Origin of the sequence: Polynucleobacter sp. JS-Polo-80-F4 (assembly GCF_018881965.1) — a bacterium.
Lineage (GTDB): Bacteria > Pseudomonadota > Gammaproteobacteria > Burkholderiales > Burkholderiaceae > Polynucleobacter.
In genome coordinates this window covers 1,713,231-1,737,733 of the sequence record NZ_JACVPI010000001.1, presented here as the reverse complement: position 1 = coordinate 1,737,733, position 24,503 = coordinate 1,713,231, and the positions used below count along the sequence as shown (strand labels likewise).

At 44.0% G+C, this 24,503-nt stretch carries 36 protein-coding genes and 1 tRNA gene; 19 read left to right on the top strand and 18 right to left on the bottom strand.

What is annotated here, in order from left to right:
- Positions 1–64: 64 nt before the first annotated feature.
- Positions 65–631 (bottom strand): 5'-methylthioadenosine nucleosidase, encoded by a 567-nt coding sequence (locus ICN20_RS08950; protein WP_216239693.1) that lies wholly within the window; start codon positions 629–631, stop codon positions 65–67.
- Positions 632–642: 11 nt separating this feature from the next.
- Between ICN20_RS08950 and ICN20_RS08945 the strand changes: the two genes are divergently transcribed.
- Positions 643–1,161 carry an adenine phosphoribosyltransferase gene (locus ICN20_RS08945; RefSeq protein ID WP_216239691.1) on the top strand — a complete coding sequence of 173 codons (519 nt, stop codon included), beginning with the start codon at positions 643–645 and terminating at the stop codon, positions 1,159–1,161.
- Here the strand turns inward: ICN20_RS08945 and ICN20_RS08940 are convergent.
- From ICN20_RS08940 to ICN20_RS08915, 6 genes are read right to left on the bottom strand one after another with little or no spacing between them, the layout of a single operon-like run.
- Entirely contained in the window at positions 1,158–1,439 is a 282-nt protein-coding gene (locus tag ICN20_RS08940; RefSeq protein WP_216239688.1) for a YqjK-like family protein, read from the bottom strand. The genes ICN20_RS08945 and ICN20_RS08940 overlap by 4 nt on opposite strands.
- Positions 1,436–1,804: a phage holin family protein gene (locus ICN20_RS08935; RefSeq protein ID WP_216239687.1), complete on the bottom strand. Its 369-nt coding sequence runs from the start codon at positions 1,802–1,804 to the stop codon at positions 1,436–1,438. The genes ICN20_RS08940 and ICN20_RS08935 overlap by 4 nt, the downstream gene beginning before the upstream one ends.
- Positions 1,805–1,810: 6 nt before the next feature.
- The gene (locus ICN20_RS08930; protein WP_216239684.1) at positions 1,811–2,152 is read right to left on the bottom strand and encodes a YqjD family protein; all 342 of its coding nucleotides are present in this window, start codon (positions 2,150–2,152) and stop codon (positions 1,811–1,813) included.
- 48 nt (positions 2,153–2,200) lie between these two features.
- Positions 2,201–2,662: a Smr/MutS family protein gene (locus tag ICN20_RS08925; protein WP_216239682.1), complete on the bottom strand. Its 462-nt coding sequence runs from the start codon at positions 2,660–2,662 to the stop codon at positions 2,201–2,203.
- 23 nt (positions 2,663–2,685) lie between these two features.
- Positions 2,686–2,985: a hypothetical protein gene (locus ICN20_RS08920; protein WP_216239680.1), complete on the bottom strand. Its 300-nt coding sequence runs from the start codon at positions 2,983–2,985 to the stop codon at positions 2,686–2,688.
- A gap of 1 nt (position 2,986) precedes the next feature.
- The gene (locus tag ICN20_RS08915) at positions 2,987–3,166 is read right to left on the bottom strand and encodes a hypothetical protein (protein ID WP_216239678.1); all 180 of its coding nucleotides are present in this window, start codon (positions 3,164–3,166) and stop codon (positions 2,987–2,989) included.
- 223 nt (positions 3,167–3,389) lie between these two features.
- Between ICN20_RS08915 and ICN20_RS08910 the strand changes: the two genes are divergently transcribed.
- From ICN20_RS08910 to ICN20_RS08885, 6 genes are all read left to right on the top strand, one after another.
- On the top strand, positions 3,390–4,382 hold the full coding sequence (locus ICN20_RS08910) for a tripartite tricarboxylate transporter substrate binding protein (RefSeq protein ID WP_216239676.1): 993 nt from the start codon (positions 3,390–3,392) through the stop codon (positions 4,380–4,382).
- Between the two features lie 6 nt (positions 4,383–4,388).
- Positions 4,389–5,897 carry a class I adenylate-forming enzyme family protein gene (locus ICN20_RS08905; protein ID WP_216239675.1) on the top strand — a complete coding sequence of 503 codons (1,509 nt, stop codon included), beginning with the start codon at positions 4,389–4,391 and terminating at the stop codon, positions 5,895–5,897.
- Between the two features lie 23 nt (positions 5,898–5,920).
- Positions 5,921–6,700 (top strand): citryl-CoA lyase, encoded by a 780-nt coding sequence (locus tag ICN20_RS08900; RefSeq protein ID WP_216239674.1) that lies wholly within the window; start codon positions 5,921–5,923, stop codon positions 6,698–6,700.
- Between the two features lie 9 nt (positions 6,701–6,709).
- A complete protein-coding gene (locus ICN20_RS08895) occupies positions 6,710–7,450 on the top strand; it encodes an SDR family NAD(P)-dependent oxidoreductase (protein WP_216239673.1) in 741 nt (246 codons plus the stop codon).
- Positions 7,451–8,275 (top strand): SDR family NAD(P)-dependent oxidoreductase, encoded by an 825-nt coding sequence (locus ICN20_RS08890; protein ID WP_216239672.1) that lies wholly within the window; start codon positions 7,451–7,453, stop codon positions 8,273–8,275.
- 63 nt (positions 8,276–8,338) lie between these two features.
- Positions 8,339–8,884, top strand: coding sequence for a hypothetical protein (locus ICN20_RS08885; RefSeq protein ID WP_216239671.1), 546 nt, complete (start codon positions 8,339–8,341; stop codon positions 8,882–8,884).
- 74 nt (positions 8,885–8,958) lie between these two features.
- On the opposite strand, the gene ICN20_RS08880 is transcribed toward ICN20_RS08885, so the two are convergent.
- Positions 8,959–10,647 (bottom strand): amidohydrolase, encoded by a 1,689-nt coding sequence (locus ICN20_RS08880; RefSeq protein WP_216239670.1) that lies wholly within the window; start codon positions 10,645–10,647, stop codon positions 8,959–8,961.
- Between the two features lie 332 nt (positions 10,648–10,979).
- On the opposite strand from ICN20_RS08880, the gene ICN20_RS08875 reads away from it, so the two are divergent.
- The 4 genes from ICN20_RS08875 (at position 10,980) to ICN20_RS08860 (ending at position 13,442) form a co-directional block, all read left to right on the top strand.
- Positions 10,980–12,269, top strand: a complete 1,290-nt coding sequence (locus tag ICN20_RS08875; RefSeq protein ID WP_216239668.1) for a site-specific integrase — start codon at positions 10,980–10,982, stop codon at positions 12,267–12,269.
- Positions 12,266–12,757, top strand: coding sequence for a hypothetical protein (locus ICN20_RS08870; RefSeq protein WP_216239666.1), 492 nt, complete (start codon positions 12,266–12,268; stop codon positions 12,755–12,757). The genes ICN20_RS08875 and ICN20_RS08870 overlap by 4 nt, the downstream gene beginning before the upstream one ends.
- Positions 12,758–12,789: 32 nt before the next feature.
- A complete protein-coding gene (locus tag ICN20_RS08865) occupies positions 12,790–13,008 on the top strand; it encodes an AlpA family transcriptional regulator (protein ID WP_216239664.1) in 219 nt (72 codons plus the stop codon).
- A 68-nt stretch (positions 13,009–13,076) separates the two neighbouring features.
- Complete coding sequence (locus tag ICN20_RS08860; protein ID WP_216239662.1) at positions 13,077–13,442, top strand: hypothetical protein; 366 nt, start codon at positions 13,077–13,079, stop codon at positions 13,440–13,442.
- A 555-nt stretch (positions 13,443–13,997) separates the two neighbouring features.
- Here ICN20_RS08860 and ICN20_RS08855 read toward each other — a convergent pair.
- Together ICN20_RS08855 and ICN20_RS08850 are read right to left on the bottom strand one after the other, a co-directional pair.
- Positions 13,998–14,321 carry a hypothetical protein gene (locus tag ICN20_RS08855; protein WP_216239660.1) on the bottom strand — a complete coding sequence of 108 codons (324 nt, stop codon included), beginning with the start codon at positions 14,319–14,321 and terminating at the stop codon, positions 13,998–14,000.
- Positions 14,318–14,518 (bottom strand): hypothetical protein, encoded by a 201-nt coding sequence (locus ICN20_RS08850; protein WP_216239659.1) that lies wholly within the window; start codon positions 14,516–14,518, stop codon positions 14,318–14,320. Before ICN20_RS08850 ends, ICN20_RS08855 begins: the two co-directional genes overlap by 4 nt.
- A gap of 53 nt (positions 14,519–14,571) precedes the next feature.
- Here ICN20_RS08850 and ICN20_RS08845 point away from each other — a divergent pair, with 53 nt between their 5' ends.
- The 7 genes from ICN20_RS08845 to ICN20_RS08815 are packed head-to-tail and all read left to right on the top strand — an operon-like array spanning position 14,572 to position 17,198.
- Positions 14,572–14,904, top strand: a complete 333-nt coding sequence (locus ICN20_RS08845; protein WP_216239656.1) for a hypothetical protein — start codon at positions 14,572–14,574, stop codon at positions 14,902–14,904.
- Between the two features lie 14 nt (positions 14,905–14,918).
- Entirely contained in the window at positions 14,919–15,167 is a 249-nt protein-coding gene (locus ICN20_RS08840; protein WP_216239654.1) for a hypothetical protein, read from the top strand.
- Positions 15,157–15,621, top strand: coding sequence for a hypothetical protein (locus ICN20_RS08835; protein WP_216239653.1), 465 nt, complete (start codon positions 15,157–15,159; stop codon positions 15,619–15,621). Before ICN20_RS08840 ends, ICN20_RS08835 begins: the two co-directional genes overlap by 11 nt.
- A complete protein-coding gene (locus ICN20_RS08830) occupies positions 15,621–15,923 on the top strand; it encodes a hypothetical protein (protein WP_216239652.1) in 303 nt (100 codons plus the stop codon). Before ICN20_RS08835 ends, ICN20_RS08830 begins: the two co-directional genes overlap by 1 nt.
- Positions 15,923–16,315 (top strand): surface-adhesin E family protein, encoded by a 393-nt coding sequence (locus ICN20_RS08825; protein ID WP_216239651.1) that lies wholly within the window; start codon positions 15,923–15,925, stop codon positions 16,313–16,315. The genes ICN20_RS08830 and ICN20_RS08825 overlap by 1 nt, the downstream gene beginning before the upstream one ends.
- Before the next feature lie 31 nt (positions 16,316–16,346).
- Positions 16,347–16,697, top strand: coding sequence for a hypothetical protein (locus ICN20_RS08820; RefSeq protein WP_216239650.1), 351 nt, complete (start codon positions 16,347–16,349; stop codon positions 16,695–16,697).
- Positions 16,698–17,198, top strand: coding sequence for a macro domain-containing protein (locus ICN20_RS08815; protein ID WP_216239649.1), 501 nt, complete (start codon positions 16,698–16,700; stop codon positions 17,196–17,198).
- A 47-nt stretch (positions 17,199–17,245) separates the two neighbouring features.
- Here the strand turns inward: ICN20_RS08815 and ICN20_RS08810 are convergent, their stop codons facing one another.
- Positions 17,246–17,680 (bottom strand): hypothetical protein, encoded by a 435-nt coding sequence (locus tag ICN20_RS08810; protein ID WP_216239644.1) that lies wholly within the window; start codon positions 17,678–17,680, stop codon positions 17,246–17,248.
- 130 nt (positions 17,681–17,810) lie between these two features.
- Here ICN20_RS08810 and ICN20_RS08805 point away from each other — a divergent pair, with 130 nt between their 5' ends.
- Positions 17,811–17,978, top strand: coding sequence for a hypothetical protein (locus ICN20_RS08805; protein ID WP_216239642.1), 168 nt, complete (start codon positions 17,811–17,813; stop codon positions 17,976–17,978).
- 4 nt (positions 17,979–17,982) lie between these two features.
- Here the strand turns inward: ICN20_RS08805 and ICN20_RS08800 are convergent, their stop codons facing one another.
- The 7 genes from ICN20_RS08800 to cysS form a co-directional block, all read right to left on the bottom strand.
- Positions 17,983–18,300, bottom strand: coding sequence for a hypothetical protein (locus ICN20_RS08800; RefSeq protein ID WP_216239640.1), 318 nt, complete (start codon positions 18,298–18,300; stop codon positions 17,983–17,985).
- A gap of 278 nt (positions 18,301–18,578) precedes the next feature.
- Positions 18,579–18,673, bottom strand: a tRNA-Ser gene (locus ICN20_RS08795).
- A 72-nt stretch (positions 18,674–18,745) separates the two neighbouring features.
- Positions 18,746–19,996 (bottom strand): aspartate kinase, encoded by a 1,251-nt coding sequence (locus ICN20_RS08790; protein ID WP_216239638.1) that lies wholly within the window; start codon positions 19,994–19,996, stop codon positions 18,746–18,748.
- A 61-nt stretch (positions 19,997–20,057) separates the two neighbouring features.
- Positions 20,058–21,368 (bottom strand): tRNA lysidine(34) synthetase TilS, encoded by a 1,311-nt coding sequence (tilS, locus tag ICN20_RS08785; protein ID WP_216239636.1) that lies wholly within the window; start codon positions 21,366–21,368, stop codon positions 20,058–20,060.
- Entirely contained in the window at positions 21,334–22,305 is a 972-nt protein-coding gene (locus ICN20_RS08780; protein ID WP_216239635.1) for an acetyl-CoA carboxylase carboxyltransferase subunit alpha, read from the bottom strand. The genes tilS and ICN20_RS08780 overlap by 35 nt, the downstream gene beginning before the upstream one ends.
- A 9-nt stretch (positions 22,306–22,314) precedes the next feature.
- On the bottom strand, positions 22,315–22,995 hold the full coding sequence (locus ICN20_RS08775; RefSeq protein WP_216239627.1) for a DNA-3-methyladenine glycosylase: 681 nt from the start codon (positions 22,993–22,995) through the stop codon (positions 22,315–22,317).
- Complete coding sequence (cysS, locus tag ICN20_RS08770; RefSeq protein WP_216239626.1) at positions 22,995–24,416, bottom strand: cysteine--tRNA ligase; 1,422 nt, start codon at positions 24,414–24,416, stop codon at positions 22,995–22,997. Before cysS ends, ICN20_RS08775 begins: the two co-directional genes overlap by 1 nt.
- Positions 24,417–24,503: the final 87 nt, after the last annotated feature.

The window sequence follows — 24,503 nt, the reverse complement described above, 5'->3', positions numbered from 1 at the left end:
CCTTCTAATACTTTAACCAAGAAATATTGGCTAGATTGAAGAATTCATAAGGATCATGATGCCATTAAATGGGATTACGTAATAAGTCCTTGATGCGATCCAGGAAAAGGTCTTGACCATGATGGACTTTTGCCTGCCAGTCCTCACCAGAGCTCTCATTAGCATCATCAGTGATGTATTTAAAAGACTGCCAAGGAATGCGGTGTTCATGTGCAATTGCAGCAATTGCAAATAACTCCATATCGACAACATCGACATTTTGACTATTCAACCAAGGGTCAATTGCAGTCACAAAGCTATCGCCTGAGCCGCAGATAAATTGCCCGGTAGATAGATACTCTTGGGGTCTTGTGCAAAAAGGCGTGTTGCCGCGAGGTGCCAATGGCTCGGCATCCATGTCTCGTTGAATAACTTTGCCAATCTCGAGCAAACCCTCCAGATCAGACTTAATTTTTCCTGCGGTACCAAAGTTCAATATTCTCTTGGGAGAGTATTGGTGAATCGCTTTGATGCTAGTCATGGCGGCATTAATTTTGCCAATCCCTGAATACACAATCTCCACACCACTTGGCAAAGATGCGCGCTTGAGCTCGGACTCTAATGCGGTAATAATAAGAAGTTCTGTTTTCATATTGGCTTGCGATGAATTTATTAGATTATCTACCCGGAGTTTCAGACTTTCCAAAACCCGGTGTTTTCTTTCGGGACATCTCCCCACTATTAGCCAACCCAGCTGCTTTTAGAGAGGCTATCCGCCAACTTGATGAAATTGCTCGGCAGTTTGATTACACCCACATTTTAGGCATTGAATCTCGCGGCTTTATCTTTGGCTCCGCCCTAGCCCACCATGCACACAAGGGCCTGGCGCTAGCCAGAAAGCCCAACAAACTTCCCTTAGCTAGCCATCGCCAAGCTTATGGCCTGGAATATGGAAATGATTCATTAGAGATACAGCAATCGACTTTACCCAAAGATGCCAGAGTACTGCTCTTAGATGACGTCCTAGCTACCGGGGGCACTTTGGTTGCTGCCGATACATTAATACGTGACGCTGGATTTGAAGTATGTGGTGCAATTACCTTGCTAGAAATTACTTTCTTAAATGGCGGTGCGCTCTTACATCAATCAGGCATTCGCCATCAGTCGGTATTGAAAAGTTAGACGAGTTTTTTAGCGCTCTTCATTATTTTCATAGCGCCCCAACCTAGAGCTAGGGCCTTGCTTGCGAGCTTAGGCTTGTAATGCGCCAGCGCTGCAAATGCGCTTGTCCATAAGAACGGGTTGCTCTTCAAGAAATTTACAGCATCAAGCCCCTTATCAGCCCAGGAGAGCGGCTTCTCCCAAGCCTCAAAATGTTCAGCAAACTCCTCACGCTCCAGACTTGCCTGAATCATGAGTTCGCGCTGACGGCGCTCTAAAGCCTTTAAATGCTCAGTCATTTTGAAAGAGCTTCACGATCTTTTGCTAACTCAGTGATGGACGCCTCAAACAATCTAGGCATCTTGCGCAATGACTGGGTAATGAGAAAAGCCAGAATGAAGCCTATAGACAAAAAGGTTCCGGTCAATAAACCCAAGGCCAAGATTCGATCGGTCTCCCAGCTATAGATCACAATGAGTAATGCCAACATGACTAAGCCGAAAAATAAAAAGAATAAAGCGCTAATGATCATCACCAGTAAGCTGATAAATTTTCCTCTAGCGATTTGTACATCCAGCGATAAAAGCTCTAAACGTGTTTGAGCAATCGATGCTCCAGTGGAAGCAAGGCCTTTGATAGAGGAAAGTAGGTTTTCTTGAGACATATAGATTTAACGACGTCCAATGAATAAACCAATTAGCAAACCTAAGCCAGCAGCAACACCTACAGCCTCCCAAGGATTGCGATGAACAAAATCATCCGCACCTTCAGCTGCCACCTTTGCTTTATCAAGCAGCTTGCCCTCAACACCTGAAAGGCTCTCTTTGGCACCAGCAAGTGTTTCTAATGCTTTATTGCGAATGGATGTAACAGCAGCGCCTGGATGATCTTCCGTTGCCTTAATCAAAGCCTCAGCATCAGCCATCAGGGCTTTGAATTCACCTATGAGGCTTTCAGCTCCGGTCTGCTTGTCATCATGTGAAGCTGAATGGTCGAGTTTCTTTGCGGTCATATCAATGTACCCCTATTGGATAAGGCATAAACAACTAATAGCCCTATTCTAAGCACTTCTAGCCTGAGATCCCAATAATAAAATCGTCATGCCGGCATTGCCTTCCTTGAAACGCTTGAGATAGTGCTTTAGTCCTGGCCGACGCTTCAGCAAGGCATGATAGGCCACGCTCCCGTAGGCGACATCTTCCCCAAAATGATATTCATCTACACGGTCAGAGTAGCGGTTATTTTCTAGTGCGTCGTGAATAGCCCATTTGATTCGACCACCCTCACCGCTAGAGCCATAACCATGTATCAATACGATGGCTTTAATGCCTACCTCTAACGATTTACGAAGGTAGTCTGTAAGCCGATCTAAGGCTTCTTCAACATATGGACCGTCTTGCTTAATATTGAGCTCAATCGTATCCGAGCTCAATATAGGCAAATGTTCAGATCCACAATGCGGACATTGATTAAACAATGCCCGCACATTTCCACAATCAGGACATTCAGCGTTATGTGCCAACTTATGAATTCAAACTGAACTCCTTAAGAGCAGTACTTTCCTTCTAAGCCTCTTACATCAGTGGTTTTGTCGTCCACCATCAGATTCAGCGTCTTTTGTGCCAGATCACGATTCTCTGGGGTCTTCAGGCTTGCGTTGATTAGAGTAGCTACATCTTTGCGAATTGAAGTGTTGCCGTAACGTAAGCCCTTCAAAGTGGATACCGCTTCAGCAGATATTTTGCACTGCTGATTAATCAACTCAGAAGAATCTGACGGCGATGTATTCGCATACGCAAATGCAGCAACGGAGATTGATACAGCTGCTAATAGAGTCTTTTTCATCTTAGTTCCTTATTTTGTGACCACATGTTGGACAACAACCCACTTCTTTCGCCTTTGTCTTTCTAAGGGCGGCATACACACTGGATTCTGAAATCTGCATCTTTCTGGCTGCTTGAGCAGCAGTCATGCCCTTCCCTACCCACTCCAAGGCTTGATGTGTTTTTGGTATCTGTCTCTTCATTTCATCTCCCAGTTCCAGTACTATATCACAACTTCTGAAGTTGTGAAGTTGTGAAGTTTAATAATTAACTAGTGAGATACCCTAATAAAGAGCCTGGCAATGAAGTGGCTGGCTCGGAAGCTAAGAACGCGTTTGGGGAACTTTGGTGTTATAAATACTGAATAAATAAAAATTGGGGCCTCTAAAGATTGTCTTAAGGCACCCTATACATTGGAGAAGATCTATGTCTTTACATTTCACGTCTAAAAAAGGCTGGTTGGCTGTTGTTGCAACCTTGCTCGCGAGCACTTCATTGAGCGCTTTAGCGCAATCATCACCAGCATGGCCGACTAAGCCAATTAAGATTGTTGTTGGCTATTCAGCTGGTGGCGCTACTGATGTACTGACGCGCTTGGTATCCGTCAGCATGGGTAACACGCTTGGCCAATCTATCGTGGTTGAAAACCGTCCTGGCGCCAATAGCAACGTCGGCGCTGAAATTGTGGCTCGCTCTCCCGCTGATGGCTACACTCTCTATGCATTCTCAATTGCAAATACGATCAACGCTACGCTCTATCCAAATCTGAGCTATGACCCCATTAAAGATTTTGAACCGATAGGCATGATTGCCAAGATTCCAAATATTTTGGTTGTTAATCCAAGTCTTCCTGTAAAGACCGTGGCCGACTATGTGCGCTACGCTAAGGATTCAAAAGATGGCGTTACATTTGCCTCTTCAGGCAGCGGCTCTTCTATTCATCTCTCCGGTGAAATGTTTAAGATGCAGGCCAAAATCCAAATGCTGCATATCCCCTACAAAGGTAGTGCACCTGCCGTAACAGATTTGCTAGGCGGACAAGTAGAGTCAATGTTTGATAACGCCCCTTCGGCCTTACCGCATATTAAGGCTGGAAAACTACGCCCGATTGCAGTGACCAGTGCTCAGCGCTCACCTTTCTTACCTGACGTACCTACTATTGCTGAATCAGGCTATCCAGGTTTTGACGTCCAGTCATGGTTTGCTTTGGTTGCGCCAGCCGGAACTCCAAAACCGATCATCTCGCAATTAAATGCCGCTCTGAATAAAGCACTCAACTCACCTGAAGTGCGTCAGCGTATGCAAGAGTTAGCAGCAACGCCTGAACCTGGCACCCCAGAAAAGATGGTTGCATTTGAGGCTGCGGAAGTCAAACGCTGGCGTGATGTAGTTAAAGCTTCTGGCGCAAAGGCTGAATAATTATTTATGTTTCCAATTGATTTTTTTTGGCGGGCTGCACAGCGCTGGCCTGATCGTATTGCTATTGATACACCGCAAGGGCCTATTCACTATGCAGCCTTAGCGCATCGTGTAAAAGCGCTGGCAGCTGGTCTGACTGCATTAGATCCAACACTGCAGAGTCGCGTTGCTATTTGTGCAGGCAATAGCGCGGATCACATCACTGCCCTGCTAGCTATTTTGGCTTGTGGCAAGGTATGGATTCCACTCAATCCCAAGAGTACACATCCTGAGATTCAACGCATTATCAAAGTCACCGAGCCTTCTATTGTGATCTTAGATGCCGCTAATCAAGAGCTTCTCAAAGGTGCGCCAGGCGCTTGGATTTATACCGGTACTGATTCGGATGTATCTGCCCGCAGCATGGCTGAATTAATTCATCTACATGAGGATGCGCCACAACCTTCTTTTGAGTTACCCCTTGATGCAATTCAGGCGATTAAATTTACTGGCGGCACCACTGGAGCCCCTAAGGGTGTAATGCAGCCTTATCGCGCTTGGATGGCTAATATCAGCAATCAAATTCAGGTCTGGGGATTTGATGAGCACGAGCGCTATGTTGTAGCAGCCCCAATTACGCATGGCACATCCACTTATATCGTTCCAATCTTGGCACAAGGTGGATGTCATGTCATTTTGGATGGCGCTGGCGCTGAAGTGGTGAGAACTGCTTTTCGTGAGCGTCGCGGCACTGTTTGCTTCATGCCGCCAACCCTTGTATACATGTTGATGGCATTGCCTAATGCATCTAGAGATGATTATCCAAAACTGCGTAGACTCATTTATGGCGGTGCTCCAATGCCGCCAGAACAAGTACGCAAGGTACGGGACTTCTTTGGTCCAGTATTGGGCACTACATATGGTCAAACCGAAGCGCCACAAATTCTAACGGTCATGCGCCCGGAGGATTTTGAAGATCATAATAACTGGGCAGCGGTTGGCAGACCTACTTGGTTTAGTGACGTGGCCATCATGTCTCCCGAAGGAGAGCTATTGCCCACTGGTGAAATCGGTGAAGTGGTTGCCCGCGGCGATCTGCTCATGAATGGCTATTGGCGTATGCCTGAAAAAACAGCTGAAACGATTATTGATGGCTGGCTTCACACTGGTGACCGCGGGTTGATTGATGAGCGTGGCTTTCTCTATCTCAAGGATCGCCTCAAGGACATCGTGATTACTGGTGGCTTTAATGTCTATCCAGTTGATGTTGAAAATGCCTTAAGTCAGCACCCCGCTGTTCATGAATGTCTTGTATTCGGTCTACCCGATGAAAAATGGGGTGAAACTGTTCAAGCTGCAGTGCAATTACACCCAGGCAAGCAAGCTGATGAAGCGGAACTTATTGCCTTTGTACGAAACCTCCTAGGTCCAGTACAAACTCCAAAACACGTTCACTTTTATGAAAGCTTGCCTCGCTCTAACGTCGGCAAGTTACTCAAGAGTGCCGTCATTCAAAAACTTCAAGCGCCTACTTAGACAATATTTAATATTCATAGACTATGACTACCAAAAAGACCCCCGTTACCAGCCTGTGTACACACACCCTCACTAGCCTGCATTACCGTGATGCGGATTTAGTGGAGGACTTAATGGGCAAGAAGACATTTACTGAGGTCATGTTGATGCAAATTCTTGGTAGAGAGCCTCGCGGTGTTGATATTCGCATTACGGATGTTGTGCTCATTGTTTTAATGGAGCATGGATTAACGCCGAGCGCGATCGCTACACGCTTAATCTATATGAGCGCTCCAGAAAACCTCCAAGGAGCCGTATCAGCTGGCTTACTCGCTGTCGGTAGCTCCTTTATTGGCACGATGGAGAACTGCTCAGCTTTGCTAGACCGAATTATTGCTGCCAAAGATCAATATGCAGAAGCACTTACGATTGCGCAGCATTACAAGAGCATTAAAGGCGCTGTTCCTGGCTTTGGGCACCACTTGCATAAGCCGGTAGATCCAAGAGCCTACAAACTCTTAGAAATGGGCCGCGCAGAGAAAGAACTGAAAGGCGATCATATTCGCGCGCTTGAGACTTTATCTAAGGCGGTGGATGAAGTTGCTGGCCGCCCCATTACTATTAATGCTACTGGTGCTGTTGCCGCCCTTCTTGGAGAAATCGGTATTCCTACTGCAGTGATGCGTGGCTTTGCCGTGATCTCGCGCTCAGCTGGCTTAGTAGCCCATATTGTTGAAGAGCAACAGAGTCCATCCGGTCGCTTTATTTGGGACACCATTGAACATGCCATTCCGTTTGTGGATGGCGCCAATAAGATTGGCTAAAAGTGAATCATGAGCTCTGAAATCAAAACTACTAGAGAAACCGTATTAGTTACTGGCGCTAGCCGTGGCATTGGGCGGGCTATCTTAGAAAGACTGATCGCTGATGGTATGCATGTCATCAACTTTGATAAAGAGTCTCCTGCCAAAGCAACTGAACATGAAAGTTTTTTTGAAGTAGATGTCTCTAATGAAAAAACTTTGCGTGCCGCATTAGCGGAGGCGACTTCGACATTTTCAATTACTCGCCTAGTGAATAATGCAGGCATTGTTCGCCCTGCAACGATTGAAAAGACTACTATTGCCGATCTTCAGGCTGTAATGAACGTGAATGTTGCAGCGGCCATTATTTGCGTGCAAGCTGTCCTTCCCGGCATGAAAGCGGCTCATTTTGGACGTATCGTCAATATTGCTAGTCGCGCTGCCTTGGGCAAAGAAGAGCGTATCGTATATGCCACTACTAAAGCTGGCTTACTAGGCTTAACTCGCACCTTGGCCTTAGAGCTCGCTAGCGATGGCATCACGGTTAATGCTATTGGGCCTGGCCCCATTGCTACAGAACTCTTTCAGAGTGCCAATCCTCCTGGTGCACCAGCTACACAACGTATCTTAGATAGTGTTCCACTAGGTCGCATTGGTCAACCAGAGGAAGTGGCACATATCGTTGCTTCGCTGCTAGATCAGCGCGCAGGCTTCACTACAGGTCAGACAATTTATGTGTGCGGCGGCATGACGGTTGGGCTGAGTCAATAAATGGAACGGAAGTATCCTCCTGGTTTACCGACTGATCTCACTAATCGCGTGATTTTTGTTTCTGGCGGAGGATCGGCCGGTCCCGGTTGGAGTATTGGTCGAGCTTCTTGTGTGACCTATGCCCGATTAGGCGCTAAAGTCTGTGTGATCGATCGCGACCAAGTCTCCGCAGAAGAAACCACCAGGCTCATTTTGGAAGAAGGTGGTGTTGCAGCCACTTTTGTTGGGGATGTTTCTGAAGAAGACGAAGTTAAAAGACTCTTTAGTGAAGCTCGCATACAGTTTGGCCCCATTGATGTTTTGCATCACAACGTGGGGATTGGCAAAGTTGGTGGGCCAATGGAAACTAGCGCTGAAGACTTTGATCGCATTCACAAGGTAAATGTGCGCAGCCTATTATTGGCAGCACAAGAAGTCTTACCCGAAATGGTGGCGCGCGGTACCGGCAATATTATTGCTATCTCTTCAGTAGCGGGCATGCGTTACTTAGGCTACCCTCACCTAGCCTATAGCGTGACGAAGGCTGCCAATACGCAATTTATTCGGATGATTGCCCAGCAATATGCGGATAAAGGCATACGTGCCAATACTGTAGTACCAGGATTAATCGATACACCTCGCATTGCCAATACGGTTGCAAAGATGTTCTCTGAAAATGGCTTGGATGAAGCTCGTGCTGCCCGTGATCGCCAAGTCCCGATGGGTCACTCAGGTTCAGCCTGGGATATCGCCCATGCTTGCGCCTTTTTAGTCTCCGATGCCGCTGCCTACATTACGGGCACAGAACTAGTAGTTGATGGTGGGCTTACCGGGAAATACGTCTAAACCTGAGATTTAGAGCCCTAACCCAAGGGATAGTATGATTTGATGATTCTTAGGGAGTTTTATATGCACCGCATCATCTATCGAGTTCTTCTATTAGTAGCCATCAGCGGCCTAGTTGCTTGCAACCAGAATGATAAAAAAATTAGTGGCTGGGAAATCAATGATGTCTATCACTCGACCATCATTACGCCTAATGCAGCAACTGGTGGAAAAACCTATCAAGGCCCTCCTATCAATACGATGGATGAAGCCAATACTTATGAGATGTTTAGCCTCAGAGCCGAGCAAACTAAGCAAGGTGCAAAGACTTATGAGCTCAACGCACAACTGACCTATTTTGCTCAATGGCGCTACTACGATTCAGCAACTCAGGAAGGCACTCCTGCGACAACATTTAAAGTAGTTGGCAGAGAAGCTGGTGCTTGTGGCGATCGAGGCTGCATCTTTAGAGAAGTCGTTTCCATTCAATTGACTGAAGCATTCCTCAAAGACAAAATGAAGAAGGGTTTCATCATCACCCTATCCGCCAGGAATGGCATGAAGACTGAACTCTATGTGCCGCCACAATATATCCAAGGTTACATGCAGGCGGTAAATGGATTTAATTGATCGATCGATGAATCTAAAATCAACAAAGGGGCTGTAAGCCCCTTTTTTACAGCTGGAAGAACCTCATGGGTCACCTATGGCCGAACATAAAGTACCTTGCCGTCCTTAATGGTTTTCATGATTTGAATATCTTTAATTTCCATTGGGTCTACCTTCAATGGATTACGATCGAGCACCACTAGATCGGCAAACTTACCAGGAGTGATGCTGCCTTTATTTGCCTCTTCCTTATACATATAAGCAGGTACTGAAGTGAAGCTACGCAGAGCTGTGTATGGATCGATTCGTTGATCAGAGCCCAAGATATCCCCTCCGTACGTCTTGCGATTTACAGCAGTCCAAACCGTAAATAGCGCGCTTGGGCCAGAGGATGGAGTGTCATTATGAATTCCGAACTGAAGACCTTTTGATTGGGCCAAATTTAGAGGCACCATATTGCTAGCCCTTCCATCCCCTAGAATTTGCTTATACACATCGCCATACATCCAGATGTGGTTAGGCATAAATTGGGCAAGTATTTTATTAGTCTTATATTGGTCTATCTGATCATCACGAATAAAAAATGAATGAGAAATAACTGTCCTACGGTCTTCCGTAATCCCTGTTTCTTGAACTGCCTTTGCAACCCCAGAAAGCGTCATATCAATACCAGCATCGCCATTTGAGTAACCGAAATATTGGATATTTTTTGCGTAGGCTAACTTTGCATAACGATCCACTAGATCCTGGGAGGCAACAGCCATTCCGCGCCAATCCTTTGGGAACCCTGTGGTGTCAATATAAGGCTTAGTGAAATAAGCCAAACGTAATTGCGGTGCGCCATCCGTTGAAACCAATATTCCGGCAACCTTAAAGCCTCCATCACCCTTGGTATAGATCCCAAATGGATACTTTGGATTAGTAATCAGTAGCTGGTCAACTACATCATAGGTAGGCAAAGCTATCAGATCTAAGCTAACCACATTGCGATCTATTGCCTGGCGCATATTACTGATATCTTGAATAGTGCTTTCATAGCTTTGGGCTGTAGTAAACCCATTGGATACATAAATCTTTTCAGCCTTGCGATAAGTTTCCATCATTAAGTCGCGAGAATATTTACCAAATACTTTTGCTGTTGCATCTAAATTTGGGTTGCCAATCAATTCACCGGTGAGTTTTCCGGTTTTCGGATCAACAGGAATCATTCCTTGCGTAACTTTAGTAGCTTTAGTAATACCCAGCTTATTTAAGCCCGCCGTGTTAACAATTCCAGTTAGCGTAGAAATATTATTGATAAATACTGGCTGATTAGGAAATGCTTCGTCTAACTGCGCAATCGTCAAAGGACCATCAGTCAGAAAAGCGTCCGCATACTCTGAGCCAATGACCCAACCATTAAATGGTCGAGCCTCTGTTTTCAAGCGGCCTATTAGCTCTTGAGTTGTATGAGGAGGTTTATCTGAGAAATAACCAAGATTGACACTCAGGGTATTTTGGGCAATCAAAGTAAAGTGGCCCCAGCCATCTATAAACCCGGGCAATAAAGTTTTGCCTTTTAAATCCTGAAGCGCTGGATTGGTGCCGGCCTGAGTTAAAGCATCTCGCATGCTGCCAGTAAAAGCAATTTTTTTGTCCTTAATAACAATTGCCTCAACATACTGAGGTTTATCGCTCTCCATAGTGAGGATATCGCCATTGAAATACACCGTAGCAGTATCGGCAAATACTTGAGCTGAAGTTAAAAAGAGAAATGCGGTGAAATAGCTTTTAAACATTTTCATAATGGGCTTCTTTTTAACAAATGAAAGAGATACTCTTTATAGAGTATAGAAGAGTCGAAGCAGCAAAAATAAGCCAATATCCCTTTTTGATCTCACCTGACCCAATAACGAAAAAGCCACCCCGAGGGATGGCTTTGGTAACACTTTTGGTAACAAGTAGATTGCATCTCTACAAACACTTGTTTTGCCTAATAATATGGCGGAGACGAGAACCGCCATATATATATTTCAAGCCATGTCATCCAAACTCATGAATTGCCATCTTAACTATATATTTATTAAGGTCTTTGACTAACTTCGTATCATTCCGTATCATCTAATTACATAATTTTATGGTACAAGATTGGTACAAAATGCCAAAAATAGCAAAACCACTTTCAGCCCTAGAGGTGAAAAGATTGAATAAGGTTGGCTCTCACGCTGTGGGTACTGTTAAAGGCCTATGCTTAAGCATTACAAAGGCAGAAACAAAAAGCTGGGTATTTAGGGTGTCCTATGGTGGTGGGAGAAGAAAAATAGGTTTGGGGGGCTACCCAACAGTATCTCTAGCCCAAGCAATAGAAAAGGCAAGGCAGATAAATTCAGAAATCGGCAATGGAATTGACCCCATTCAAGCCAAAAAAACCATCAAAAGCAACCTAATCGCAGACCGAGCAAAGGCAAAGACTTTTGAGGATTGCTCAAAAATGTTTTTAGCAACACGCACCTTTAGTAATGTAAAGCACGGAAAACAATGGGAAGCGACATTAAAAACTTATGCATATCCTCATATTGGTTCAATGCTAGTTGGAGATATTGGCATTGCTCATATTAAATCAGTGCTAGACCCAATTTGGAAATCTAAAACAGTAACTGCATCACGAGTGCAAGGTCGAATTAAATCAATTATTGATTACGCCATTGTTAGCGGCTATAGAGAAAAGGCAAACCCAGCAATTTGGGATGGCTTTCTAGATTCGATATACCAGTCACCTAAAAAGTTAAAAGATGTTGAGCATATGGATTCGTTGCCCTATGCAAAACTCTATGAGTTTTTAAATGCATTAAGAAAACACAATTCAATCAGTGCAAAAGCATTAGAGTTTTTGATTTTGACTTCAGTACGCTCTGATTCTGTGCGGTCAGCGACATGGAAACAAATAGACTTTGAGGCACAAGTTTGGACCGTTCCTAAAATATTTACTAAAACCAAGAAGCGTGACCATACAGTTCCACTTTTAACACAAGCTATTGCCCTACTTAAAAGCATGCCAACTTTCAACGGTACTGATTTAGTATTTCCATCAGCAGGCCTTAAAAAGTTAAGCGATAGCACTATCAGCAAATTGATGCGTGAAATGTACAAAAATAAAGAATTTGCAGATAAAGCTGTACCGCATGGATTCAGGTCAACTTTTAGCACTTGGCGACTAGAAAAAACAAACTACAGCCAAGAATTAGGTGAATTAAGTCTAATGCATGAGGTTGGCGATTCCGTTTACAAGGCTTATCAACGAAGTGACGGATTAGAGAGACGCAGAGCCATTATGCAAGATTGGGCAAATTTCATGAATAGGCCTTTTGTATCTGTCACGACAAATGACATGAATGTAGTGCTAATCAATAAGGCTAAATTAGCATGATTAAGAAACCTGAAGCCCCCACCCAAGCTGACTATGTCCGTGGAAATAAGGATGTAATCAGAAGAAAAATACAGGAACAAAAGGAATATGAAGAATATGTTCTTTCAAAATTAGTAATAGAGTTTGGCACAGCATCTCTTGGGGAGCTACTATTTTGTGTAGTTGAGAAATATCACAAAACTTTAAAAAGTAAGCACCAAAGAGGTGTGAAACAGCAATGGAACAGCTTACTTGGTGCGATGATTAAAGTTGAAGTAGATGCAAGAAGAGCTAGAGGATTAACCCTCAAGGCAGCTATCCATGAGCTAGGGAAAGAGCCATTATGGAATACCTTTATCTTAAAGAGCGAGGACCAGTTTAGGAAAATCTATAAGAAAAAACCTGATGAATTCGCCTATAAATATGTAAAAAATATCCGCAAATCAGATGATGAGTGGAATGAATTAGTCAAAGCAGAGCATAGAAATTTTCTACAGATTCAAAAATAACTTGGGACTAAATTCACAATTTAATTAGTCCCATGTCAAATGAAATCTCATTTAATAACAGGAGATTTCAGGTGGATTCAAATCAAGGATTTATTCGCCAAAAACGGCTTTTGGGTATTCTTGGATTTTCAGCACCTACGCTCTGGCGAAAGGTAAAAGCAGGTACATTTCCCAAGCCAATAAAGCTCGGTGCGAATATGACAGCGTGGAGAGTTGAAGAAGTTCACCAATGGATGAATGGACTTAACTAATGAATTCAACGGCTATGGATTGGGTTAATTTTCTTCAGCGGCAAGGGCCATTTCAATGGGCAGTAACAATGAACTTAAAAAAACGCCACCCTCACTACCAAACCTACATAACTCCTCAAATATTTGAGCAGACTGGACGCCACTACCTTTCGTTAGTAAACAAAGGTTTATTTAAGCGTCAATATCGATATGGCCGTGCAAAGCTAAATGGCATTTTTTGCATGGAAATAGGTGGAACAGAAAAACGCCCTCACCTGCACTTTGCTATCGGTAGTAAAGACCAGTTAAATAAGGATGACCTATTAAGAGAGCTGAACAAAGCCTATAGAAAGATGGACTGGGTTAAGGGCGACATACATATTGCACCCTATCAAGACGCAGGTTGGCTCAACTATCTTCTAAAGACAGGATTCGACAGCGTTGTATTGCATTAGAGGAGTTAATGGCATTGGCTTGATTTGGTCGTGTCATGGTTTTTAGCAAAAGGCTGTAGCAGGCTTTAATCCCTTCCCACAACCATATCTAGCACAACACTCTGCACAATAAATTGACCAGCTATGCATACAGATACTGAAGTTATTGATGACCCTACCCCTCGTATCAATCTAGCAACATCAGAAGATATAAGAAGGGAAATGGCTAAAGTCTATCGAGAAACGAGGTGCAACAAAATATTGCCCAGCAACGGCACAAAACTCGTCTACATGCTCATTCACATTCTTAAAGCATACGAGGTCACCGAAATAGAAAGACGGCTCACAGACCTCGAATTAGCCCATTTAGAGGGTACTAAATGACCCTTAAAAGCCGCCTACAAAAGCTAACGAATAAGCTTAAGCCTGAAACAACCAAAATCTACTATATGGGGTGGAAGGATTGCACATGGAGTGAATCTGAAGGTCTTTTTAGGCAGGAAGGTGAATCTAAAGCAGCCTTCTGTAACAGGGTCTACCAAACTACCAAGAAACAGTATCTGTGGTTTGAGTAAATTATTGGCAAAAGGTGCTGGCAATCATTTCACCAGTGGGTTTGCTTGGTGAATTCCACATGACCACATAGTTATCGTAAGGCGTAATGCTTACCTCAAGTACTGAACTTGTATATGCAAACCAAGTGTCTCCATTCTTTCCTACCCATGTTCTATCATAAGGCATCTTATATGAGTAACCTTTGAAGGTTGCGGTTGCATAAGAGCCGGAAAACTGGACGGTAAATGGGAAGGTTTTGCCAACACAGTTAAGTAGTTTGGTATTAACTTGACCAAAGGCAGTTGAGGTAAATATAAGGCTTGAAATTAATATAAGTTTCTTCATTTTTTAGGCATCCTTCCACCAGCATTTAGGCAGTCTTTTAAAGTTGGGTATTGGGTGAAGTGCTTTGTTTGGTTGTAATAGGTTGTATTTGGAGCGTGGCAGATACCTGTTTTGCTCATTTTGACTGGCCCAGCCTGTCCAAAAACACTCGTAGAAATAAGTATTCCAGCAATCGCCAATATCTTCATAATTTTCATAAATATCAGACTATCATAAGAGAAAGGAAGTTCAATATAAAAGGGGTGTACCCATGAAACTGCTTAAAAATTCATCTATTGCAATAGCTTTGCTAGTTTCTACCTTCGCTTATGGGCAACAAAGCTATCAACAGATTGGTAATCAAAGGTATTACCAAAATGGCACATCCTCACAACAGATTGGCAATCAGACCTATTATTCAAACGGCACATCTGCTCAACAAATAGGTAACCAAACCATTTATTCAAACGGCACTTCTGCCCAGCAAATTGGGAATCAAACCATCTACTCCAACGGTGTTTCTGCTCAACAGATTGGTAATCAGACTATTTACTCAAATGGTAAAAGCTGCCAGCAAATTGGCAATCAGATGATTTGCAACTAAATTGCCATATAAGCATGAATATTAAAAAAGCTTTTGTAATCTCTTTAAGCCTTTTTTTGCTTATTTTGCTGTCTTTATGGGTATCTAAATTGCTGAACTACCCACCACCATTAGAAGTCATATATGACCAAGACGCTGTAATTAATGGTGTTTGGCGTTGGCTGACAGGGTTATTTGGCTTCTCTGCTAGCGTCTTGCTATTTATTCTTCTAGCGTTGTATGTATCTTTGAAGAGAATGATGTGGAAAAAAAATGAACATTAAAAAAGGGCTAATTCGTCTGTTTATTGTTTCAACCATTTTTGTGGGGTTGGTAGGCTACTACAACGGTGCTAGTGATGGTAATGCAACCCAAACTCATTTTTACAGCGTCATGAGTAATGCCGTTCGCCAAATGGATATTCCTGAATGCCAAGCTATTGTTGCAAAAAATCCTCCTGACATAACAAGCCTGTCAGGCAAGGGTGTTGAGAAATGCACCGACCTTGCTGTAGTTTGGAACGAGGCGAGAGCCTACCATGTCAATAATAATCGAACGGGGCTTGTTGATATTCTGGATATCCGCAATAGCTATGAAGAGGTGTGGGGTAATTACACGGCTACTCGTGGACTTTATAACGCCATTTCAATAATCTTCGGCTACTGGGCTATTTTGGTTGCAATCTTATTGCTTTTCTTTATAGGCCGATGGATTTGGCGAGGTTTTAAGAGTAAATAATGAAAACACTATTTTTAGTTTTGATATTTTTACCAGTCGGTATTTATGCTCAAGCCATCTATGACGCTAATGGTCAATACAAGGGCTATAGCCAAACATCACCTAGCGGTGTAACTACAACTTACAACTCTCAAGGTCAAAGTGTTGGGTCATCTCAAATTGATAATGGGCAGACGAATTACTACTCCCCTAATGGTGCGTACCAGGGTACCAATACAGCCACCCCAGCACCGATGCAGCCGAACACAACAATTAATACCCCAAGACAAGCTCCACAAGCACCTGTAATGAAGGGTTGGTAATGAAAAAATTCATCATATTCTCCGCAATAGCTTTAAGCTCACTTAGCTGCTTTGCTCAGAGTAGCTGGCAACTGATAGGACAGACGGATAAATCTACTGCTTATATAGATACGAACTCAATTAAAAAAATAGGCGGCAATACTAGGGTTTGGACAATGTTTGACTATAAGCAGCCATTAGTAAATGGCTATTTCACTGCCAATTCATACATTGAGTACATGGAATTTGACTGCAAGGATGAAAGGTTAAAAACATTAAAGCAGGTACTGTACTCAGGAAATAAAGGCTCAGGTGAATTCTCAGAGATTGATTTAACAAATGAAAAATGGAGTTTTGTTACACCCTCCACTATCAACCACTTCATTATGAAAAACGCCTGCAAAAGGAAGTAGTAATGCAATCGGCAACCTTTATTTCAACTCTATGAACAGCCTATACAGATGCGCAGATGATGTGCAGGATTGGTTCCGAAGACTTGGTGGGGCTAATCAGTATTCTGGCTTTATGAATTGGCACATCCCTGCTTTTGTTCTTCTGGTTACCCAAAATAAGATTGGCTCAGAACTACTCCCTGATGTCGTTTGGCGAAATACTCAAGAGCTTCAAGCGACCATAAAAATGAAGTTGACTAATAACACTCCAACTGAAGATGATATTTCTGAATTTATTAATGAAACAGCTAGGCAAAGTACAAGATTCAAGGACAAAAGGGAAGGCTCTGAATGGCTTGAATTTTGCCAATTAGTAAACATCAATAAGCCATCGGAATATTAAATGCAAATTGAATGTGTAATTGGCGATATAACTAAGCAAGTTGATTGCTGGGCAATTGTGAATGCGGCTAATCCTATGCTTTTACCAGGCGCAGGTGTTGCTGGAGCTATTCATAAGGCTGCTGGACCCCAACTTGAAAAAGCCTGTGAAGAGTTTGCCCCTATTGAGGTAAGTCAGGCAGTTGTCACTCCAGGATTTAACTTACCTAACTTTGCTGTCATTCATGTATTGGGACCAAAATATTTCCATGATGTTGACCCTGGAGGTAATTTGGCTAAAGCCATTGATTCAGTTCTTGAGCTAGCAAATAAGCATCAGTTCAAAGATATTGCTTTGCCAGCAATTTCAACAGGTTCTTATGGATTTCCAATTGAAGAGGCTGCTAGCATCATTATTAGCAGATTAAAGGCGTGGGAAAAGCCTTGCCCAATGCTGGTTAGATTGGTTCTTATTGATGAAAAGGCTATGACTGTATTTAAGGGGCTTAACGACAGTCCGTAAAGGTTAAATGTTTGCTTACGATAGATTTGGCGGGTGCCAATCGCAGGCTAAAACTTCTTCTTATTGGCTAGCTTTTCGCAGTTCCCTGAGGCGCTGGCCTTCAAAATAACGGTTGGATTAGAAAAAGAAATATCTTTCACAACTTTAACCATGCCAGTATTTCTATTAATTTCTATGTACTGCTTTCTATCATCGTTATCACCCTGCTTCCAGGTATCGCTACCAAAAATTCTATTTTCTTCAACTAAAGCAGCCATCTTATTTGAAAAATAATTACTTCCGTCGCTAATTGAAATTACTCCTTTTTCAACCAAAACTGACATGGGCAGGTCTTTTATAGGCACATTAGTAACTCCGCCTCCGCTCATAGAAGAAATTTCTCCATTAACAACGCACATAAGATTTAGTGCAGTGCCTGATTGAGCAAAACCATTAATACTTACAAAAAGTAATGCGATTGAGAGTAGGGAATATTTTTTCATTTTTTATCTACAAATCCTCTTCCACTCATATTGGCGAGTGTATTGATTAAGCACTTGCTCATTTGAGCATTGCGAAGTTCCTAGCGGAGGCATTGTGGGTGGAGATATTGGAGCGACGGATGGAGGTGTCATGGGACACATCGTAGGTGGGCACATTGGCGGCATATCCATGGAGTTATTACAAATTGGCTGCATCTGCCCATTTACACATTGGCAGGTGCATGCAGCAGAAGCAGCAAAACTTGCCAAAGAGAACAATAAGGTTAGTAATAATTTTTTCATATCAATCTCCTGGTAAATAATTACCTTCTAGGCACATAGCCCTTTGATTGCATGCAGCTGTTATATAAATTTCTATTAGTTGAATAACCGCCTGGAGAGTTAGCCAAAGCCGCATTAAGTTGTTGTGACCAAGCGGGTGCAACATATTGATTCCCAACCATTTGACCCTGGGGCTGTGGCGTTGAAACTGGGGCTTGATATTGTTGTGATGCCTGAGTACAGGCGTAACTGTCTTGATTAAATTGTTGCTGCGTTGCCCCAGGCTTATCCCAGGTAATGTTTTGCGCACAGCCAGCAGATAAAGCCACCAAATAGACAGCAAGTACTTTTTTAACCATCGTTAACCAACTCCATTTATTTAACTTTCATACTAATTCTAATTTATTGAATTAAGTAGATAAATTGTTCATGAAGGAGCTTATTTAGAAATTAGGCACCCCACCTGCCGATTGAATGCCCCTCCAGGGTCTGGCTAAAATTTTTGACCGAATCTAGGGCTTTGCTTTAAGGTACATGGGATGGTACAAGACTGATTTACCTCAAAAAGAAAAAGCCCCAGTTATGGGGCTAAGTCTTTGTTGTATAAGGTAAAAAGCAGGTAGGTTGCCAAAGTTATTGGCGGAGACGAGAGGATTCGAACCTCCGATCAGAGTTTTAGCCCCGATGCTCCCTTAGCAGGGGAGTGCCTTCGACCAGCTCGGCCACGTCTCCGTACTTCTTACTATTACAACGCCCCACAGTTTAACGGATAACCGCTTCTGAGGGGTTTATTACGCTTTTGACTTACTTCTGGTCTAGCTCAAATGCCTTGTGTAGGGCACGTACAGCTAATTCCATGTATTTCTCATCAATCACCACTGAGATCTTGATTTCACTGGTGGAGATCATCAAGATATTGATACCCTCTTCTGACAAAGTGCGGAACATCTTGCTGGCAATACCAACATGTGAACGCATGCCTACGCCTACAACTGAAACTTTAGAAACTTTGGGATCGCCAGAAATTTCTTTTGCTTCGATGTGCGCTTGCACAGTGTTCTTCAGAATATCCAAGGCCTTTTGATAATCGGCGCGTGGCACTGTAAATGTGAAGTCAGTCTTACCTTCCACAGATTGATTCTGAATAATGATGTCCACATCAATATTGGCATCCGCAATCGGCCCAAGAATTTGATATGCGATGCCTGGACGATCGGGAACTCCAAGAACGGTAATCTTCGCTTCATCACGCGCAAAGGCGATGCCGGAAATAACTGCGGCTTCCATAGTGCTGTCCTCTTCAAATGTAATCAAGGTGCCCGACTTCATCTCTTGGTCTAAAGGCATCAATGGGTCTGTCAAAGAAGACAGAACCCGGGTTTTAACTTTGTACTTACCTGCAAACTCGACTGAACGAATCTGTAATACCTTTGAACCTAAGCTTGCCATTTCTAGCATCTCTTCAAAAGTAATCTTATCCAAGCGACGTGCATCTTCGCAAACGCGTGGGTCGGTTGTATAAACACCATCAACGTCTGTATAGATTAAGCACTCGTCGGCTTTTAAAGCTGCAGCCATCGCGACTGCTGAAGTATCAGAACCGCCGCGTCCTAGAGTCGTGATGTTACCGTTAGGATCAACGCCCTGAAAACCAGTAACAACAACTGCACGACCAGCATTGAGATCATTGAGGATCTTGTCGCTCTCAATGCTCTTAATACGGGCTTTGGTAAATGCGGAGTCTGTATGTACAGTTACTTGCCAACCAGCATAGCTAACCGCATCAATTCCTTCACGCATGAGTGCCAGTGCCAACAGACCTGAACTCACCTGTTCACCAGTAGATGCGATTTGATCTAACTCGCGTGGACTTGCTTCGGGGTTGATTTCTTTTGCAAGGCCGAGCAAACGATTGGTTTCGCCAGACATAGCTGAAGGCACAACCACCACTTGGTGACCAGCACGCATCCATTTGGCAACGCGCTTAGCAACGTTGGCAATGCGCTCAGTTGAGCCCATTGAGGTGCCGCCATACTTATGAACGATAAGAGCCATAAAAACCGTCTATTTAACTATCTGTAACAAGGAAATGAATCCTTGGAGGTCTAAAAAGGGCTTATTTTACAGGGTTTTGCACCCATTCCGGGATCACTCGCCTGCCAGTCGATGTCAGATGCGGATAACTCAACCCAATTCCGGCTACAGCGATCAATTCATCGTTGATATAGAGCAAGGGTGCCTGGCGCTCCCAGGGCGGTACATCGGCCTCCTGATAGAGGTTTTTAAGGGTTTTACGGGGTGTCTTAGACTTAATCTGAATCTTCTCGGAGCCTAGGCGCTCTCTAAGGGTAATTTGATTATTCTCCTGGGCTGTTTTTACCCAGTCAGCCGGAAATCCCAACTGTTTAGAGCTCGCTGGCAATACTTTGAGAGTCCACTGCCCTTCTTCAGGGCTTGCAACCTGGAGAGCTCCACGCCAAAGGTAGATTTTCCTCTCGTCATGCAACCACTCCAGTTTTGCATCTGCTTTGACTTTGGCAAGGTCGCGCCACCAAGCTTGTAAACGCTCTTGAGATGGCATCGCTAATTGTTGCGCTTGCAACCAGAAACGCAATACATTATTGGCTGCTGGTAGATCATCTTTAGCTAATGCTAGCAAGGGAATGACTTTTAGCTGGTCGTTACTCAGAATACTTTTCCCATCCTGTTGCGCCAAGCGATTCAGTAAGGTTTGCGCTTCTCCAAGTAACTGCGCACTGCGTGCCATATTGGCCAATGCCTCTGGCTGAATCTTTTCGAGCGCTGGAATGATTCTTTTGCGAACCGCATTACGACGGTATTTAGTATCTTGATTGCTGGGATCTTCGATCCATTTGAGCTTATGTTCTTTTGCATAAGCCTCAAGCTCTTGTTTACTTTGATTTAAGAGTGGCCGCCAAAGCGTGATGCTTGATTTGGAGGAGACACCCCTGCTTGCCGGCATGCCTGATAAGCCCGCCACGCCCGAGCCTCGAAGGAGCTGAAGAAGAACTGTTTCCGCCTGATCATTTTGGTGGTGGGCTAGGAGCAAATCCTCAATGCCATATTCTTCGCATAGATCAACAAGTGCTTCATAACGCCCCGCTCTTGCTCTAGCCTCGATGTTGCCTTGAGCTTCTTCGGTGTTGAGATGAAGAAGCCTGAAATCAAAATGGATTTGGTATTTTTTAGCCAGCTTCTCACAAAAGATCAACCATTCATCGGCAGGCTTTTGTAAGCCATGATGAATATGAAAAGCATAGATTTGATTTTTGTTTTGTGTTGTTGCTTTAGCTTGAGCTTTGCAAACAGTGTCGAGCAACACAACCGAATCGAGGCCGCCACTTAAGGCAACCGCAATTCGTTTTCCTGGATTAGGACTTTGCTGTGATTTCCTTGAACTTGCCATAACTCATCAAACGCTCATGACGACGCTCAAGTAATGCATCCACCTTCATGCCATCAAAAGTTTTTAAAGATTCAGCAAGTGCTTTACGCATATTGCTCATCATATTGTCGTAATCACGATGGGCACCACCAATAGGCTCAGCCACAATCTTGTCAATGAGGCCCAATGCTTTTAAGCGCTGTGCTGTAAGGCCCAACTGCTCAGCTGCTTCTGGAGCCTTATCAGCTGTCTTCCACAGAATGGAAGCGCAACCTTCAGGTGAGATTACGGAGTAAGTGGAGTTTTGTAGCATCAGAACTACGTCACCCATAGCAATTGCTAGCGCACCACCGGAACCACCCTCGCCAATAATCGTTGCGATGATTGGAACTTCGAGTTCTGCTTGAACATATAAATTGCGACCAATCGCCTCAGACTGATTGCGCTCTTCTGCATCAATTCCAGGAAATGCACCTGGCGTATCAACAAAGGTAAATACCGGAATACCAAACTTTTCTGCAAGGCGCATCAGGCGCATTGCTTTGCGATAACCCTCGGGACGACTCATGCCAAAGTTTCTTAGTGCGCGCTCTTTGGTATCACGACCCTTTTGATGGCCAATCACCACGCAAGGTTGATTTTCAAAACGGGCTAAACCACCGATGATCGATTGGTCATCTGCAAAAGTACGATCACCATGCAGCTCATGAAAGTCGGTAAATAAGGCGCCAACATAATCTAAGGTGTAAGGACGCTGCGGATGACGCGCTACTTGAGATACCTGCCAAGGCGTCAGATTAGCGTAAACGTCTTTGGTAAGCTGCTGACTTTTTTCAGCAAGCGTTTTGATCTCATCGGAGATATCTACCGATGACTCATCTTGCACAAAACGCAGCTCTTCAATCTTTGACTCTAATTCGGCGATTTGCTGCTCAAAATCCAGGAAAGTCGTTTTCATAGCCTGATTTTAATATTCAACTGGGATTGGGTCGATACTTCTCCACATATACCAGGTCGCAACCGTACGCCACGGCGCCCAATTGGCCGCCACCTCACGGGCCTCATGACGGCTGACAGGCTCTCCGCTGAAGTAATTGAGGGATATGGCCTTAATCAGGCCAACATCGTCCAAAGGCAGAATATCGGGGCGGATCATGTTGAAAATCAAGAACATTTCCGCTGTCCAGCGACCAATCCCCCGGATTGAGCTTAATTCCTTAATGACGCTCTCATCATCCATGTCTTTCCACTGATTGGCATGTAGCCGACCAGAATCAAAGTGATCTGCCAAATCTCGGATGTACTCGACCTTGCGTCCAGATAAACCAGCAGCGCGCAACTCTTCTACGGAGAGGGCTAGGATATTTTTGGGGGTAACTTTCTTTTTACTGGCAGCAACTACTTTGTTCCAGACGGATTGTGCTGCAGCTACTGAAATCTGCTGGCCAACAATTGATCTTGCCAAAGTATTAAATGAATCACCACGTGTCACTAAAAATCCGGACCCGATTTTAGGAATCAGTTTTTTCAGAATACGATCTTGCTTCATCAATTCTTTACAAGCTTGCTCCCAATAATCAGGCGCCACCTCTTCCAGGATTGATTCGACTTTTTCTGCTTTATCTGTTTTTGCTTTTACTGCAGTCATTAAGCCCTACGCCATTCTGTTAAGCCACCAGGCTTGTCTTCCAAAACAATCCCTTGCTCTAGCAATGTTTTACGAATCAAGTCTGCTTTAGCAAAGTCTTTTGCTTGTTTTGCTGCAACCCGTGCCGTAATCTGTTCTTCTATTTGATCAGCGCTTAAACCTTCCTGACCCTTAGAGCCTGCCTGCAAAAATGCAGTTGGATCACGTTGCAGGAAATTCAAAGAAGCACCAAGGGCTTTCAATGTATTTGCGAGCAATTGCTTTTCTTGGCCTTGAGCGCGATTTACTTCACTTGCCAAATCAAACAACACGGCAATTGCTTCAGGCGTATTGAAGTCATCATTCATGGCATCAGCAAAGCGCTTTGCCCATGGATTATGTGCATCGAGCACAACTGCTTGGGCTTGAGGACCATGCGCCAAGGCTGTATATAAACGCGCCAGCCCTGAACGAGCCTCTTCAAGCTGTGCATCACTGTAATTAATCGGACTACGGTAATGGGCCTTCAACATAAAGAAGCGCAGCACCTCAGGATCAAAGCTTTTTAAGACATCTCGGATTAAGAAGAAATTACCCAAGGACTTAGACATCTTTTCTTCATTTACACGGATGTGCCCGTTATGCATCCAATAATTCACAAATGGCGTGTCATCTTCTTTGCGATCTTTGCCGTATAAGGCACCTTCGCTTTGGGCGATTTCATTTTCGTGGTGCGGAAACTGCAAGTCTGCGCCACCACCATGAATGTCAAAGTGCTCGCCCAATAAATCACATGACATTGCTGAGCATTCAATGTGCCAGCCTGGACGGCCTTCACCCCAAGGAGATTTCCAGCGGGTATCTGCTGGTTCTTCCGCTTTGGCGCTTTTCCATAAAACAAAATCGAGAGGGTCACGCTTGCCGTCACCTACTGCAACACGCTCACCAGCATTTAACTCATCTAATGTCTTGCCCGATAGCTGACCATAGCGCGGCAATAAGCGCACAGCAAAATTGACATCGCCATCATTGGCCTGGTATGCCAATTCGTTTTCAATCAGCTTGCCAATCATGCCTTGCATCTGTGCGATGTAATCCGTAGCGCGCGGTTCTTGATCAGGATGCATTAAACCCAACTCATCAGAGTCGGCATGCATCGCATCAATAAAGCGATTCGTTAAAGCAGAAATTGGCTCGCCATTTTCAATGGCCCTTTTGATAATCTTGTCATCAATATCCGTGATATTGCGGACATACAGCACTTCATAGCCGCTAGCCCTGAGCCAACGAACCACCATATCAAAGACGATCATGACTCTGGCATGACCAATATGGCAAAAATCATAGACCGTCATCCCGCAGACGTACATCTTCACCTTACCCGGGACTATGGGCTTAAAGACCTGTTTTGAACGGCTAAGGGTGTTATAGATTTGCAGCATAGGGCTATAAAGGTGGGGCAAGTAGCGCCAATTTGTTAGACTGAGCGCTGAGTATATCGAATGAGCCCGTTTCATACCCCTTCCCCT

What these genes read in the sequence shown, in the direction of transcription:
- ICN20_RS08950 (WP_216239693.1), bottom strand. Translation starts at nt 631, where the DNA reads ATGAAAACAGAACTTCTTATTATTACCGCATTAGAGTCCGAGCTCAAG.
- ICN20_RS08945 (WP_216239691.1), top strand. Translation starts at nt 643, where the DNA reads ATGAATTTATTAGATTATCTACCCGGAGTTTCAGACTTTCCAAAACCC.
- ICN20_RS08940 (WP_216239688.1), bottom strand. Translation starts at nt 1,439, where the DNA reads ATGACTGAGCATTTAAAGGCTTTAGAGCGCCGTCAGCGCGAACTCATG.
- ICN20_RS08935 (WP_216239687.1), bottom strand. Translation starts at nt 1,804, where the DNA reads ATGTCTCAAGAAAACCTACTTTCCTCTATCAAAGGCCTTGCTTCCACT.
- ICN20_RS08930 (WP_216239684.1), bottom strand. Translation starts at nt 2,152, where the DNA reads ATGACCGCAAAGAAACTCGACCATTCAGCTTCACATGATGACAAGCAG.
- ICN20_RS08920 (WP_216239680.1), bottom strand. Translation starts at nt 2,985, where the DNA reads ATGAAAAAGACTCTATTAGCAGCTGTATCAATCTCCGTTGCTGCATTT.
- ICN20_RS08915 (WP_216239678.1), bottom strand. Translation starts at nt 3,166, where the DNA reads ATGAAGAGACAGATACCAAAAACACATCAAGCCTTGGAGTGGGTAGGG.
- ICN20_RS08910 (WP_216239676.1), top strand. Translation starts at nt 3,390, where the DNA reads ATGTCTTTACATTTCACGTCTAAAAAAGGCTGGTTGGCTGTTGTTGCA.
- ICN20_RS08905 (WP_216239675.1), top strand. Translation starts at nt 4,389, where the DNA reads ATGTTTCCAATTGATTTTTTTTGGCGGGCTGCACAGCGCTGGCCTGAT.
- ICN20_RS08900 (WP_216239674.1), top strand. Translation starts at nt 5,921, where the DNA reads ATGACTACCAAAAAGACCCCCGTTACCAGCCTGTGTACACACACCCTC.
- ICN20_RS08895 (WP_216239673.1), top strand. Translation starts at nt 6,710, where the DNA reads ATGAGCTCTGAAATCAAAACTACTAGAGAAACCGTATTAGTTACTGGC.
- ICN20_RS08890 (WP_216239672.1), top strand. Translation starts at nt 7,451, where the DNA reads ATGGAACGGAAGTATCCTCCTGGTTTACCGACTGATCTCACTAATCGC.
- ICN20_RS08885 (WP_216239671.1), top strand. Translation starts at nt 8,339, where the DNA reads ATGCACCGCATCATCTATCGAGTTCTTCTATTAGTAGCCATCAGCGGC.
- ICN20_RS08880 (WP_216239670.1), bottom strand. Translation starts at nt 10,647, where the DNA reads ATGAAAATGTTTAAAAGCTATTTCACCGCATTTCTCTTTTTAACTTCA.
- ICN20_RS08875 (WP_216239668.1), top strand. Translation starts at nt 10,980, where the DNA reads ATGGTACAAGATTGGTACAAAATGCCAAAAATAGCAAAACCACTTTCA.
- ICN20_RS08870 (WP_216239666.1), top strand. Translation starts at nt 12,266, where the DNA reads ATGATTAAGAAACCTGAAGCCCCCACCCAAGCTGACTATGTCCGTGGA.
- ICN20_RS08865 (WP_216239664.1), top strand. Translation starts at nt 12,790, where the DNA reads ATGTCAAATGAAATCTCATTTAATAACAGGAGATTTCAGGTGGATTCA.
- ICN20_RS08860 (WP_216239662.1), top strand. Translation starts at nt 13,077, where the DNA reads ATGAACTTAAAAAAACGCCACCCTCACTACCAAACCTACATAACTCCT.
- ICN20_RS08855 (WP_216239660.1), bottom strand. Translation starts at nt 14,321, where the DNA reads ATGAAGAAACTTATATTAATTTCAAGCCTTATATTTACCTCAACTGCC.
- ICN20_RS08850 (WP_216239659.1), bottom strand. Translation starts at nt 14,518, where the DNA reads ATGAAAATTATGAAGATATTGGCGATTGCTGGAATACTTATTTCTACG.
- ICN20_RS08845 (WP_216239656.1), top strand. Translation starts at nt 14,572, where the DNA reads ATGAAACTGCTTAAAAATTCATCTATTGCAATAGCTTTGCTAGTTTCT.
- ICN20_RS08840 (WP_216239654.1), top strand. Translation starts at nt 14,919, where the DNA reads ATGAATATTAAAAAAGCTTTTGTAATCTCTTTAAGCCTTTTTTTGCTT.
- ICN20_RS08835 (WP_216239653.1), top strand. Translation starts at nt 15,157, where the DNA reads ATGAACATTAAAAAAGGGCTAATTCGTCTGTTTATTGTTTCAACCATT.
- ICN20_RS08830 (WP_216239652.1), top strand. Translation starts at nt 15,621, where the DNA reads ATGAAAACACTATTTTTAGTTTTGATATTTTTACCAGTCGGTATTTAT.
- ICN20_RS08825 (WP_216239651.1), top strand. Translation starts at nt 15,923, where the DNA reads ATGAAAAAATTCATCATATTCTCCGCAATAGCTTTAAGCTCACTTAGC.
- ICN20_RS08820 (WP_216239650.1), top strand. Translation starts at nt 16,347, where the DNA reads ATGAACAGCCTATACAGATGCGCAGATGATGTGCAGGATTGGTTCCGA.
- ICN20_RS08815 (WP_216239649.1), top strand. Translation starts at nt 16,698, where the DNA reads ATGCAAATTGAATGTGTAATTGGCGATATAACTAAGCAAGTTGATTGC.
- ICN20_RS08810 (WP_216239644.1), bottom strand. Translation starts at nt 17,680, where the DNA reads ATGAAAAAATATTCCCTACTCTCAATCGCATTACTTTTTGTAAGTATT.
- ICN20_RS08805 (WP_216239642.1), top strand. Translation starts at nt 17,811, where the DNA reads ATGGGACACATCGTAGGTGGGCACATTGGCGGCATATCCATGGAGTTA.
- ICN20_RS08800 (WP_216239640.1), bottom strand. Translation starts at nt 18,300, where the DNA reads ATGGTTAAAAAAGTACTTGCTGTCTATTTGGTGGCTTTATCTGCTGGC.
- ICN20_RS08790 (WP_216239638.1), bottom strand. Translation starts at nt 19,996, where the DNA reads ATGGCTCTTATCGTTCATAAGTATGGCGGCACCTCAATGGGCTCAACT.
- tilS (WP_216239636.1), bottom strand. Translation starts at nt 21,368, where the DNA reads ATGGCAAGTTCAAGGAAATCACAGCAAAGTCCTAATCCAGGAAAACGA.
- ICN20_RS08780 (WP_216239635.1), bottom strand. Translation starts at nt 22,305, where the DNA reads ATGAAAACGACTTTCCTGGATTTTGAGCAGCAAATCGCCGAATTAGAG.
- ICN20_RS08775 (WP_216239627.1), bottom strand. Translation starts at nt 22,995, where the DNA reads ATGACTGCAGTAAAAGCAAAAACAGATAAAGCAGAAAAAGTCGAATCA.
- cysS (WP_216239626.1), bottom strand. Translation starts at nt 24,416, where the DNA reads ATGCTGCAAATCTATAACACCCTTAGCCGTTCAAAACAGGTCTTTAAG.